Raw genomic sequence first — 13,066 nt, forward strand, 5'->3', positions numbered from 1 at the left:
GAGTCTGCTATGAACAAAACACACGGCGCGGCGCTTGCTGTCGTCCTTGGCCTGATGCTGTCCAGCGTTGCAAACGCCGAGGAGGAAGAGGGCACGTTGGTGCTCACCGCGCAGCAAATCGAAGCCGCTGGTATTCAACTGGCCCAGGCCCAACCCCGGCCGATCAGCACGCTGTTGTCATTGCCGGGGGAGGTGCGTTTCGACGAAGACCGCACCTCGCATATCGTGCCCCGCGCGGCCGGCGTGGTGGAGGCGGTGAAGGTCAACCTTGGCCAGGCGGTGAAGAAGGGCGAGTTGCTGGCGGTGATCGCCAGCCAACAGATTTCCGATCAGCGCAGCGAGCTGGCGGCCAGCGAGCGCCGGGTCGAACTGGCGCGCACCACCTTCCAGCGCGAACGCCAACTGTGGCAGGACAAAATCTCCGCCGAGCAAGATTACCTGCTGGCGCGCCAGACCCTGCAAGAAGCCGAAATTGCCCTGAATAACGCGCGACAGAAGATGACTGCTCTCAGCGGCAGCGCCGTGCTGGTGGGCGGCAATCGTTATGAGCTGCGCGCGCCTTTTGCGGGCGTGGTAGTGGAAAAACACCTTGGCGTCGGTGAGGTGGTCAGCGAGACCAGCAACGCCTTCACCCTCTCGGACCTGTCCCAGGTGTGGGTCACGTTCGGCGTGTTTCCCAAGGACTTGAACAAGGTGCGCGTCGGCAAGCCGGTGAAGGTCAGCTCCACGGAAATGGGCACCGAAGTACTCGGCACCGTGGCCTACGTGGGCAACCTGCTGGGTGAACAGACACGCACCGCCACCGTACGCGTGAGCGTGCCCAACCCCGATGATGCCTGGCGCCCTGGGCTGTTTGTGACCGTGCAAGTTGCCACGGATACCTACCCGGCCAAGGTCACCGTACCGCAAGCCGCGATCCAGACCGTCGAGGACAAGCCCTCGGTGTTTGTGCGCACCGCAGACGGTTTCGTCACCCGCCATCTGGAACTGGGTATCAGCGAAAACGGCTACGTCGAGGTACGCCAGGGCCTCGACGCCGGGGCGCAAGTGGCCACCGTCGGCAGCTTCATCCTCAAGTCCGAACTGGGCAAAGGCTCGGCCGAACACGCCCATTGATCCTGCGAGTGATTTCTCATGTTTGAGCGCCTTATCCAATTCGCCATCGAGCAGCGCATCATCGTGCTGCTGGCGGTGCTGTTGATGGCCGGTGTCGGCATCGCCAGCTATCAGAAACTGCCCATCGACGCGGTGCCCGACATCACCAATGTGCAAGTGCAGATCAACTCCGCGGCCGCGGGTTTTTCGCCGCTGGAAACCGAGCAGCGCATCACCTTTCCCATCGAAACCGCCATGGCCGGTTTGCCCGGCTTGCAGCAGACCCGTTCGCTGTCGCGCTCCGGGTTGTCCCAGGTAACGGTGATCTTCAAGGACGGCACCGACCTGTTCTTCGCTCGCCAACTGGTCAATGAGCGTCTGCAAGTGGCCCGTGAGCAGTTGCCCACCGGCATCGAAACGGCGATGGGGCCGATTTCCACCGGGCTCGGGGAGATTTTCCTGTGGACCGTGGAAGCCGAAGAGGGCGCACGCAAGGACGACGGCACGCCCTACACCCCGACCGACCTTCGGGTGATCCAGGACTGGATTATCAAGCCGCAACTGCGCAACGTGCCCGGCGTGGCCGAGATCAACACAATCGGCGGCTTCGCCAAGGAGTACCAGATTGCCCCCGACCCCAAGCGTCTGGCCGCCTACAACCTGACCTTGAGTGATCTGGTCACGGCGCTGGAGCGCAACAATGCCAACGTCGGCGCCGGCTATATCGAGCGCAGTGGCGAACAGTTGCTGATCCGCGCACCGGGGCAAGTCGCGTCCATTGATGACATCGCCAACATCGTGATCACCACGGCCGATGGCACGCCGATTCGCGTGCGCAATGTGGCCCAGGTTGAGATCGGCCGTGAGCTGCGTACCGGCGCCGCCACGGAAAACGGCCGTGAGGTGGTGTTGGGCACGGTGTTCATGCTGATCGGCGAAAACAGCCGCACAGTGTCCCAGGCGGTGGCGTCGAGGCTGGAGCAAATCAACCGTTCGCTGCCCGAAGGCGTGGTGGCCGTCACGGTCTACGACCGCACCAACCTGGTCGAAAAAGCCATCGCCACCGTGAAGAAAAACCTCTTCGAAGGCGCGCTGCTGGTGGTCGCGGTGCTGTTCCTGTTCCTCGGCAATATCCGCGCGGCGTTGATTACCGCGATGGTGATTCCCCTGGCGATGCTGTTCACCTTTACCGGGATGTTCACCAACAAAGTCAGCGCCAACCTGATGAGCCTCGGCGCGCTGGACTTCGGCATTATCGTCGACGGTGCAGTGGTGATCGTCGAGAACGCCATCCGCCGCCTCGCCCATGCCCAGCAACGGCACGGCCGCCTGTTGACGCGCAGCGAGCGCCTGCACGAAGTCTTCGCCGCGGCCAAGGAAGCCCGGCGCGCCCTGATTTTCGGGCAACTGATTATCATGGTGGTGTACCTGCCGATCTTCGCCCTCACCGGTGTCGCCGGGAAGATGTTCCATCCCATGGCCTTCACCGTGGTGATCGCCCTGCTTGGCGCGATGATTCTGTCGGTGACCTTCGTGCCGGCGGCGATTGCGTTGTTCGTCACCGGCAAGGTCAAGGAGGAAGAAAACCTGGTGATGCGCAGTGCGCGCCGCGCCTATGCGCCGGTGCTCGATTGGGTGATGGCACACCGGCCACTGGTGTTCGGCCTGGCGGTGTTGACCATCGTTGCATCAGGGGTGGTGGCCAGCCGCATGGGCAGTGAATTTATCCCCAGCCTCAGCGAGGGCGACTTCGCCCAACAGGCCCTGCGCGTGCCCGGTACCAGCCTGACGCAATCGGTGCAGATGCAGCAGCAGTTGGAAAAAACCTTGATGGCCCAGGTGCCGGAAATCGAGCGGGTGTTTGCCCGCACCGGCACTGCCGAGATTGCCTCGGACCCGATGCCACCGAATATTTCCGACAGTTACGTAATGCTCAAGCCCAAGGATCAGTGGCCTGATCCGAAGAAGTCGCGGGATGCCCTGATCGCCGATATCCAGCGCGCCAGTGCAATCGTGCCAGGCAGTGCGTACGAGTTGTCGCAACCGATTCAACTGCGCTTCAACGAGTTGATTTCGGGGGTGCGCAGCGACGTGGCGGTGAAGGTTTTTGGCGATGATATGGCGGTGCTCAACGCCACCGCCGGGGAAATCGCCGAGACCTTGCAAAGGCTTGGCGGCGCCTCGGAGGTGAAGGTGGAGCAAACCTCCGGCCTGCCCGTGCTGACCATCAATATCGACCGCGACAAAGCCGCACGTTTTGGCCTGAACGTCGGGGATGTGCAGGACACCATTGCGGTCGCCGTCGGTGGGCGCCAGGCGGGCACGCTGTACGAAGGTGACCGTCGTTTCGACATGGTCGTGCGTTTGTCCGATGCGCTGCGCACCGATATCGACGGCTTGTCGCGGTTGCTGATCCCGGTGCCTGCGTTGGCGGGTAGCGCGTCCGCGCAATTGGGCTTTATTGCCTTGTCCCAGGTCGCCAGCCTGGACCTGGTGCTCGGCCCCAACCAGATCAGCCGCGAGAACGGCAAGCGCCTGGTGATCGTCAGCGCCAACGTGCGTGGGCGGGATATCGGCTCGTTCGTGGACGAGGCCGAGGCGGCCATCAGCGCCCAGGTCAAAGTGCCGGCGGGCTACTGGACCACCTGGGGCGGCCAGTTCGAGCAGTTGAAGGAAGCCTCCGAGCGCTTGCGCATCGTGGTGCCGGTGGCGTTGCTGTTGGTGTTCGGCTTGTTGTTCATGATGTTCAACAACCTTAAGGACGGGTTGTTGGTGTTTACCGGAATTCCGTTCGCATTGACCGGTGGGATCATGGCCCTGTGGTTGCGGGATATTCCACTGTCGATCTCGGCGGGGGTGGGGTTTATCGCGTTGTCCGGGGTGGCGGTGCTCAACGGCCTGGTAATGATCGCGTTTATCCGCAACCTGCGTGAGGAAGGACGTTCGTTGTCAATGGCGATCAATGAGGGCGCGTTGACCCGCCTACGCCCGGTCTTGATGACGGCGCTGGTGGCGTCCCTCGGGTTTATCCCCATGGCCCTGGCCACTGGCACCGGCGCCGAGGTGCAGCGACCGTTGGCGACGGTGGTGATCGGCGGGATTATCTCCTCTACGTTGCTGACCTTGCTGGTGTTGCCGGCGTTGTACCAGTGGGCACATCGCCGTGAAGAGGAGGTTGCCTGACTTCTTTAAAAGCACCGCAAAACCATGTGGGAGGGGGCTTGCCCCCGATGGCGGTGGGTCAGTTGATACAGGTGTCAGCTGACACACTGTTATCGGGGCAAGCCCCCTCCCACTCTAGACCTGCGCTGTTTTCAGGTGCTGGGGAAACACCAGGTTGAACCGCGTGAAGCGCCCGGGCTGGCTGCTGACGTCGGCGTGCCCCTGATGCAGGTGCATGATCGACTGCACAATGGCCAGCCCCAGCCCGGTGCCACCTTCGGCGCGGGTACGGCTGCTGTCGGCGCGGTAGAAGCGTTCGAACAGGTGCGGCAAGTGGTGCGCTTCGATGCCGCGCCCCGGGTTGCCCACCGACAACGACACGCTCTGGTCGTAGGTCTCCACCAGCAGCAACACGCTGGAGCCTTCGGGCGTATGGCGAATGGCATTGGACAGCAAATTGGAAATGGCTCGCTGAATCATCAGGCGATCACCCATGACCCAGGCGTCGCCGCGCAGGTTGAGGGTCAGGTGCTTGTCTTCGGCACTCAGGGCGAACAGCTCCATCACCCGTTGCGCTTCCTCGCCCAACGAGACCGGGCTAAACCCGGCCCGCGCCGCTGGGTGGCTGACCTGGGCGAGAAACAGCATGTCGGAGACGATGCGCGACAGGCGCGCCATTTCCTCGGTGCAGGATTCCAGCCCGGCCTTGTACTCCTCCAAGGGGCGGTCGCGGGACAACGTGACCTGGGCCTTGCCCATCAGGTTGGTCAACGGCGCACGCAGTTCGTGGGCCAGGTCGTCGGAGAACTGCGACAACTGCCGTACACCGTCATCCAGGCGATGCAGCATGAAATTGATACCCTGGGCCAACTCACCCAGCTCCTTGGGGAGGTTGTCCAGGCTCAGGCGATGGGTCAGGTTCTGGGTGCTGACCTTGGCCGCCACGCGGCTGAACTGCTGCAATGGGGCGAGCCCGCGTTGCACCAGCCACCAGGCGCCCATGCCGATCAGGATCAGCAGCAGCGGCAGGGCGATCACCGTGGAGCGCAGGTAGGCACTGAGCAACGCCTCGTCATCGGAGCGATCCAGTGACAGCAACACACGCACGTTTTCCCCGCTGTGCAATGGCAGCAGGCGGGTGGCACTGAGGATACGGTTGCCACGGTCATCCACCCAGTTCAGGTAGGCCAGGGCCTTGCCGGCGGGTACGTCGAGCAACAGCGGCTGCTGGGGCTTGGCACCGACGCTCAGCAAGACCGGCGCATCGGCTCCGGTGCCCATGATGGTCAGGTAGATGTTGTCGTGGCCCATGATCAGGTCCAGCAGCGAATGGGGGCGGGCGCTGATGTCGTCGAGGTTGAGGCCCTGGCGCAGGCTGTGCTCCAGCTGCTCCAGCTTGTTTTCCAGGCCCCTGCGCGCAAGTTTCTCCAGTTCGTGGGTCAAGGCCAGGTAGGCCAGGGTCGCCAACAGCACGACCAGGCCGGCGCCCATCAGGCTGACCGTCAGGCCCAGGCGCATCGACAGGCTGCTGGTCCTCATGGGCGCGCCTCCAGCACATAGCCGACGCCGCGAATGGTATGGATCAGCTTGACCTCACTCTGGTCATCGACCTTGCCACGCAGGCGGCTGATGGAGACTTCCACTACGTTGGTGTCGCAGTCGAAATTCATGTCCCAGACCAGGGAAATGATCTGCGTGCGGGTCATCACCTCACCGGCCTGGCGCATCAACACGTGCAGCAGGGCGAACTCCTTGGTGGTCAGGTCGATGCGCCGGCTGCCGCGATAGGCGCGATGCCGACGCGGGTCGAGTTCCAGGTCCGCGACACGCAGCACGTCGGGCAACGGAATATGTTCGCTGCGCCGTAGCAAGGTGCGCACGCGGGCCAGCAGTTCGGGAAACTCGAAGGGCTTGACCAGGTAATCGTCGGCGCCCATGTCCAGGCCCTTGATCTTGTCGGCCAGCCGGCCACGCGCGGTCAACATCATCACGCGTTGATTGCCGTCGCGGCGTAGTTGTTCCAGTACCTCCCAACCGTCAGTGTTGGGCAGGTTGACGTCGAGGATCACCAGTTCATAGGTGTTCTGCCTGGCCAGGTGCAGACCATCGATGCCGCTGGCGGCACAGTCGACGACATAACCACTTTCGGTCAAGCCTTGCTGCAGGTAGTCGGCGGTTTTCTGCTCGTCCTCAACCACAAGGATACGCATGGGGATTTACCTTCAAGTGAAACGAAAGGAGATGACCTCATAGAGGCTTGAATGGGCGTAGGAAAACTCTGAAGCCTGAAGTAACTTTAGGGTCAAGCCGCGTCAGGCCGGTGCGACGATTCGTCACTGAACCGGCACACAAAAAAAACGCCCCGGCTGGGGCGTAAAAATTCATCTCTGTTCCAAAGGAGCTACACAAAAGCCGCAGAGATGAGATGTGTTCGATGCGCAGTATAAAAAGTGCAACTTAACGGGAAGGTGAGGCCGATATTACAGTTCTGACAGACTTCAACTTGTGAACAGATGTAGGGCATCGGCAAGTGAATGTAAGCGGGTGTCTTAGAGCACCGCCAAGGGATATTCGATAATTACCCGAACTTCTTCCAGATCGGATTCAAACGAACTTGAGCGCACGGTGGCCTGGCGAAGTCGCAGCGACAGATCCTTCAAATTGCCGCTTTGCACCACATACTTGGCTTCGATATCCCGCTCCCAGCGACGTTGGTCGGTCAGCGGGTTGCCGGCGCCATCGCGGCGCATATACACCGCGTTGGCGTTGCTGTAGTCGGCGTCGGTGCCCTTGCCGTAACGGGTCATGAATGACAGGCCGGGAATGCCGAAGGCCTGCATGTCCAGGTCGTAGCGCACCATCCACGAGCGCTCCTTGGGCGAGTTGAAATCGCTGTACTGGATCGAGTTGTTGAGGAAGATCGAGTCCGACTGGCGCAGGTAATCGAAGTCGTCATCGCCGTTGTTGCGCTGGTGCGACACGGCCAGGCTATGGGCGCCAACCTTCACCCCGAGGCGGGCGCTCCAGATGTTGTTGTCGAATTGCCCGAGCAGCTTTTTGCCTTCATCCACCGCCTTGTAATAGTTGACGTCGCCAAACAGCGAGACGTCGTCATTGAGTGGGTAACTGGCGGCGCTGCCGACGTAGTACTGGTCCCAGGCGTCTTTCAGGCGGCTGCTGTACAGGCTGACGCTCAGATGCTTGTTGAGTTGGTAATCGCCGCCGAAATAGCCGATCCAGGGCGAGTCGACTGGGCCGGCATAAAACGTTGCGAAACCTTTGTTCATGCCGCTCTCGTTGGGCTGGCTCATGCCACTCAGGCGCCCACCTTGCACGCTCAAGCCTTCGAGGCTGGTGTTCTGCAAGGTCACACCGCGAAAACTCTCGGGCAGTACACGCGAATCGCCGTAGGCCACCACCGGGGTCAGCGGGAATACGTCACCGGCCTTGATCACGGTGTCCAGCACGCGCAGTTTCGCGGCGCCGCCGACTTTGCTGTAGTTGTCCTCGGGGTGGTTGCTGCTGTCCACCGGCAGGACGCCGAACGACCCCTTGCCACCGCTGCGGCCGGTGCCCGAGTCGAGCTTTACGCCGACCATGGCAAAGGCGTCCAGGCCGAACCCTACGGTGCCTTGGGTGAAGCCCGATTCGAACTTGCCGATCAGGCCCTGGGCCCAGGCTTCGGAATAGCCATTGCCGGTGGGGCTGGACTGGCCCTTGCGATCATCGCGGTTGAAGTAAAAGTTACGCGCCAGCACGTTCACGCTGCTGCCTTCGATAAAGCCTTCGGGTGTGTCTTCCACGGCCACGGCTGCCAGGGGCAAGGCCGCACACAGTGAAAGGGGAAGTGTGACGTAACGGATACGCATGTTCAGCTCCTCGGTGTTGGCAGTTATCAGCTTCTTATGGAGGTGGGCGTTCTTATTGATCTGGCCCGGGCTGATAGTTGCAAACCGAAGATAACGGCTGCGTGGCGCGGACATTACAATTCTGGAAACTTGCGGCCACCTAACAGATAAGTAATGTTCCAGTGAACATGGCGTCAGGGTTCGCTGGTTAATCTCGGCACTGAACTTTCAGTCGAGGAACCTGTGATGAACTTTTATAAAACTGCCCTGGGTGTATTCACTGCCGTTCTGTCATTCGGTGCGCTGGCCGAAGGCGGCGGTGACCGTACCTTCGCCCTGATGATGGAGCGCAACGAACAAGCCATGGCCGCCTACGCCGCGAAACAGGGCAAGCCGGCGCCCGAGGTGCAGGCGTATCGCTATGGCCTGGAGTTGGACATTGCCAAGGTGGTCAACGTGACGCCGCCGATCCGCTCGTGCAACGCTGTACCGTCGCGGATGACCTATGAAGACTCCAACGGCAAGCTCAATACCCTGGAATACCAAGTGATGGGCGTGTGCCGAAACAACGGCAGTTAATGGCTCTGGAAAAACAATGGGGCGCAGCCTGGAACGGCTCTTCAGAAAACGCCGGCAGCGCCGATGCAGGGCAGTGAATGCCCAGTCCCAAGTGATCGGCAGCATCGTCAAGACCATCAGTGCATCGCCGAACAGACCAACCTGCTGGCGCTCAACGCGGCCATCAAGGCGGCGCGAGCCGACCCGCAGGGCTTGTGCTTGAGGTATCGTAGGCTTTTTCACGTTTGAAGAGCCGACCCTCCATGAGCCCTACCCACCGTCGCCCCGTTCCGCTGTCCAAGGCCTACCGCTTGCTCAACCACGGCCCGACCGTGCTGGTCAGCGCGGCGCATAATGGCCAGCGCAATATTATGGCCGCCGCCTGGGCCATGCCGCTGGACTTTGAACCGCCGAAAGTCGCTGTGGTGCTGGACAAAGCCACCTGGACCCGCCAACTGCTGGAAGGCGCCGGTACCTTCGTGCTGCAAGTGCCTTGCGCGGCGCAGGCCGACCTGGTGCAGACTGTCGGCAACACTACCGGCACCGAGCGCGACAAGTTCGCCGCCTATGGCTTGCACACTTTCCAAGGGGAATACACCGACGCGCCGTTGCTGGAAGGCTGCGTCGCCTGGTTGGAATGCCGGCTGCTGCCCGAACCCCACAACCAGCAGACCTACGACCTGTTCCTCGGCGAAGTGGTCGCGGCCTATGCCGACGAGCGCGTGTTCAGTGATGGCCGCTGGCACTTCGAAGGTTTTGATGAGCTGCGCACCTTGCACCATGTGGCGGGTGGGCATTTCCTCACCATCGGCCAGCCGATTGATGGGCATCAGCTCTAGGCATGTCCCCGTGGTTGAGCGTGTTTCAACGCGGGCGCGGTCAGCGCCCGAGCATCTTCACCCAACGCGATGGCGGCATGCCGTAGGTGCTGCGAAATTGCCGGGTCATATGGCTCTGGTCGGTGAAGCCGGCGGTCATCGCCGCATCCACCAATGATTGGCCCTGGGCCAGCAAGTGACGCACCAGATCCAGCCGGCGCATGGTCAGGTAACGGTAGGGGCTGGTGCCGAACAGCAAACGGAAATCCCGCGACAAGGCCCAGCGATCGCGCCCGGCGTGATCGGCGATTTCATCCAGCGTGATGCTGCGGCCCAGGGCGCTGTGGATAAATTCGCGGGCGCGCTCGGCGGCCACGTAATCGAAGGTCTTGCGGCTGATAATGGCCCCGGAGGCGTTACTCAGCGCGTGGGCCAGATCGAACATCGCGTCCTGTTCCTGCAACGGGTCGATAGGGTTATCCAGGTTTTGCAATAACACTTCGCTGGCGCGGAACAGCCTTGGGTCGGTGGATAAACCGTTGGGGATAAACGGCAACGGCTTGCCGCCGAGGATCTGTTGGATCAGCGACGGCTCTACGTAAATCATCCGGTACTTGAAGCCCTCGTCACTGCCGGCGTGGCCGTCGTGGGTCTCATCGGGGTGAAGCACCATGGTCGTGCCGGGCAGGCTGTGGATCATGTCGCCGCGATAATGAAAACTCTGCACGCCGAACAAGGTACGGCCGATGGCGTAGGTGTCATGGCGATGCGGGTCGAACGCGAAGCCGGCAAAGTACGCCTCGATACGGTCCAGGCCACTGGCGTGCGGGGCGCGGTGCAGCCAGTCGAGAGCGGGGGTGGGTTTACCCATGGTGACTTGTCACAAAAAGAGGTGGAAACACGTTAACCCAGTCTGCGTCCCTTGTCTGCCGGGGTCTTGTACGATTGTGCAGGGGGCAGGCGAGGCCTATGATCGCGGTTCGTGCCCTGTGCTGATGGAGTTGCTCCCATGGATGTTATCAACCCCGCCTACGTGGCGCCGCTGGTCTCGCTGGCCCTGCTGTGGACGGTGGCAGTGGTCACGCCCGGCCCCAACTTCTTCAACACGGCGCAGCTCGCCGCCAGCTGTTCGCGCCGCCATGGCGTGGTGGCCTCGGCAGGTGTGGCCACCGGGACGATCATGTGGGGGTTGGCGGGTGGCCTGGGCATCAAGTCGCTGTTTACCGCCGCGCCGATGCTGTACCTGGCGTTCAAGATCATCGGCGGCTGCTACCTGATCTACCTCGGGTTGAAACTGTTCAAGCGCTCGGCTCCGGCCATGGGCCAGAGCCTGTTGCCGGACGAACCCCGGCGTTCGCTATTTTCCGCCTGGCGCCTGGGCTTGTTGGGCAACCTGTCGAACCCCAAGGCTGCACTGTTCGTCGCGACCATCTTCGCATCCACCATGCCGCCGTCACCGTCTCCGATGCTGCTGACCCTGGCGGTGATCACCATGGCGACCTTGTCGTTCAGTTGGTACTCCAGCGTGGCCCTGGTGTTTTCCAGCGCGCGCATGGCCAACCTCTACAGCCGTTCGCGTAAATGGCTCGACCGCTTTGCCGGTGGGTGCTACATGCTGTTCGGCGCACATCTGGTAGCGAATCGCTGACCACCCGTGGTAAGAAGCCTTACTTTCAAAAGCGAGGCGGATCATGAGCAAGTTGCGCGTAGGGATTATTTTTGGTGGCCGTTCGGCCGAGCACGAAGTCTCGCTGCAATCGGCGCGCAACATTGTCGATGCCCTTGACCGGTCACGCTTCGAGCCCATCCTGATCGGCATCGACAAGGCCGGCCACTGGCACCTCAACGACACCTCGAACTTCCTGATCAACCAGGAAAACCCGGCCCTGATCGCCCTCAACCAATCCAATCGTGAACTGGCGGTGGTGCCCGGCAAGGCCAACCAGCAAGTGGTGGAAACCTCAGGCAGTGGTTTGCTGGAACACATCGATGTGATCTTCCCCATCGTCCATGGCACCCTCGGCGAGGACGGCTGCCTGCAAGGTTTGCTGCGCATGGCCGACTTGCCTTTTGTCGGCTCCGACGTACTGGGGTCGGCGGTGTGCATGGACAAGGACATCAGCAAACGCCTGCTGCGCGACGCCGGCATTGCCGTCACCCCGTTCATCACCCTCACGCGCCGTACCGCGGCCCGCACCTCGTTTGACACGGCCGTGAATACGCTTGGCCTGCCGATGTTCGTCAAACCGGCCAACCAAGGCTCCTCGGTGGGGGTGAGCAAGGTCGCCAACGAAGCCGAATACCACGCGGCCGTCGAACTGGCCTTGGGCTTTGATGAGAAAGTGCTGGTGGAGTCCGCTGTCCAGGGGCGCGAGATCGAATGCGCCGTACTCGGCAACGATAACCCCATCGCCAGCGGCTGCGGCGAGATCGTGGTGAGCAGCGGGTTCTATTCCTACGACAGCAAGTACATCGACGACCAGGCCGCCCAGGTGGTGGTCCCGGCCGATATCAGCACTGAAGCCAGCGAGCGAATTCGCCGCCTGGCGATCGAGGCGTTTGAGGTGCTCGGGTGCGCAGGGTTGGCTCGGGTCGATGTATTCCTCACCGATGACGGTGAAGTGTTGATCAACGAAATCAACTCACTGCCCGGTTTTACCCGTATCAGCATGTACCCCAAGTTATGGCAGGCGGCGGGGATGAGTTACAGCGAGTTGGTGAGCCGGTTGATCGAGCTGGCGCTGGAGCGGCACGCGGGGCGCAAGGGCTTGAAGATCAGCCGCTGAACATACCGAGAGGGTGCTGTGACGAGTGGCCCCGCCACAGGTGGGATGTACGCGCTCAGGGTTTGCGAGCGATCCACGAGTAGATCAGCGTCTTCGTCTCCTGCGGGTGATGGGTCCTTCGGCGGTAGCTGGCAAACAGCGGCGACGTGCAATACGTACACACTTCACTCACCTCGATCTGTTCGCGCCGAACCCCGGCCGCTTGCAGCAGCATCAGCCCGTACCGGCTCAGGTCAAACCAGGCACTGTCTGTGTGTCTTGCTTGGGGGGGCGTGATGTGCGGCGCCAGCAGCGGTCGCGGTTGCTCAATGCTCCATGGCGCCCGGTCGTGTTGCCATAAGTGGCCCTGGTCAGCCTGGAACTCGGCAATGAACCCTTCGCTCACTTCATAACAACACGGCTTGATCGATGGCCCGATGGCGACCAGCAACTGATCGACGCCAATCCCTGCGTCGGCAAAGTGCTGCACGGTAGTGGCGACAATCCCGCGTTGCAGTCCTTTCCAGCCGCCATGAACGGCCGCTACGCGTTCGCCATTTTTGGCGGCGAACAGAATGGGCAGGCAATCGGCGGTGATCACTGCGATCGGCTGGTGATGGCCTGTATGTACCCCATCCGCCTCGATCGTATTGGCCACCTGGCCCGCTTGCCACTCAATCACCGCCGCGCTGTGCACTTGCTTACAGATGAATACTTCATCTGGCCGCGATGGGTCGTCGATCAAACAAAAACCATGGTCGACACCCGCGAGGGCGCCGAGATTATTGGCCTGTTGCAAGGGGCTTTCTCCGCTGATTAA

At 61.7% G+C, this 13,066-nt stretch carries 11 protein-coding genes and 1 pseudogene; 7 read left to right on the forward strand and 5 right to left on the reverse strand.

Annotation, left to right across the window (positions count from 1 at the left end):
- Positions 1–9 precede the first annotated feature (9 nt).
- Positions 10–1,116, forward strand: coding sequence for an efflux RND transporter periplasmic adaptor subunit (locus tag ACODSV_RS20950; RefSeq protein ID WP_454843098.1), 1,107 nt, complete (start codon positions 10–12; stop codon positions 1,114–1,116).
- 18 nt (positions 1,117–1,134) lie between these two features.
- Positions 1,135–4,278, forward strand: a complete 3,144-nt coding sequence (locus ACODSV_RS20955) for a CusA/CzcA family heavy metal efflux RND transporter (RefSeq protein WP_310168568.1) — start codon at positions 1,135–1,137, stop codon at positions 4,276–4,278.
- A 114-nt stretch (positions 4,279–4,392) separates the two neighbouring features.
- Here ACODSV_RS20955 and ACODSV_RS20960 read toward each other — a convergent pair whose 3' ends face one another.
- The 3 genes from ACODSV_RS20960 to ACODSV_RS20970 form a co-directional block, all read right to left on the reverse strand.
- Complete coding sequence (locus ACODSV_RS20960) at positions 4,393–5,796, reverse strand: heavy metal sensor histidine kinase (protein WP_150055433.1); 1,404 nt, start codon at positions 5,794–5,796, stop codon at positions 4,393–4,395.
- Entirely contained in the window at positions 5,793–6,467 is a 675-nt protein-coding gene (locus ACODSV_RS20965) for a heavy metal response regulator transcription factor (RefSeq protein WP_024073232.1), read from the reverse strand. Before ACODSV_RS20965 ends, ACODSV_RS20960 begins: the two co-directional genes overlap by 4 nt.
- Positions 6,468–6,806: 339 nt before the next feature.
- Positions 6,807–8,126, reverse strand: a complete 1,320-nt coding sequence (locus ACODSV_RS20970) for an OprD family porin (protein WP_150055432.1) — start codon at positions 8,124–8,126, stop codon at positions 6,807–6,809.
- Between the two features lie 225 nt (positions 8,127–8,351).
- Between ACODSV_RS20970 and ACODSV_RS20975 the strand changes: the two genes are divergently transcribed.
- The 3 genes and pseudogenes from ACODSV_RS20975 (at position 8,352) to ACODSV_RS20985 (ending at position 9,502) form a co-directional block, all read left to right on the forward strand.
- Complete coding sequence (locus tag ACODSV_RS20975; protein WP_069075238.1) at positions 8,352–8,684, forward strand: DUF2790 domain-containing protein; 333 nt, start codon at positions 8,352–8,354, stop codon at positions 8,682–8,684.
- 85 nt (positions 8,685–8,769) lie between these two features.
- Positions 8,770–8,876, forward strand: a pseudogene (locus tag ACODSV_RS20980) (methyl-accepting chemotaxis protein); the annotation flags it as partial.
- 50 nt (positions 8,877–8,926) lie between these two features.
- Positions 8,927–9,502 carry a flavin reductase family protein gene (locus tag ACODSV_RS20985; RefSeq protein WP_024073235.1) on the forward strand — a complete coding sequence of 192 codons (576 nt, stop codon included), beginning with the start codon at positions 8,927–8,929 and terminating at the stop codon, positions 9,500–9,502.
- 40 nt (positions 9,503–9,542) lie between these two features.
- On the opposite strand, the gene ACODSV_RS20990 is transcribed toward ACODSV_RS20985, so the two are convergent.
- Positions 9,543–10,352, reverse strand: coding sequence for an AraC family transcriptional regulator (locus ACODSV_RS20990; protein WP_069075237.1), 810 nt, complete (start codon positions 10,350–10,352; stop codon positions 9,543–9,545).
- Between the two features lie 138 nt (positions 10,353–10,490).
- Between ACODSV_RS20990 and ACODSV_RS20995 the strand changes: the two genes are divergently transcribed.
- Positions 10,491–11,129, forward strand: coding sequence for a LysE family transporter (locus ACODSV_RS20995; protein WP_069075236.1), 639 nt, complete (start codon positions 10,491–10,493; stop codon positions 11,127–11,129).
- 43 nt (positions 11,130–11,172) lie between these two features.
- Positions 11,173–12,267, forward strand: coding sequence for a D-alanine--D-alanine ligase (gene ddlA / locus ACODSV_RS21000; protein ID WP_069075235.1), 1,095 nt, complete (start codon positions 11,173–11,175; stop codon positions 12,265–12,267).
- Between the two features lie 55 nt (positions 12,268–12,322).
- On the opposite strand, the gene pgeF is transcribed toward ddlA, so the two are convergent.
- The gene (pgeF, locus tag ACODSV_RS21005; RefSeq protein ID WP_102624501.1) at positions 12,323–13,045 is read right to left on the reverse strand and encodes a peptidoglycan editing factor PgeF; all 723 of its coding nucleotides are present in this window, start codon (positions 13,043–13,045) and stop codon (positions 12,323–12,325) included.
- Positions 13,046–13,066 lie beyond the last annotated feature (21 nt).

Source organism: Pseudomonas sp. FG86, assembly GCF_057808775.1.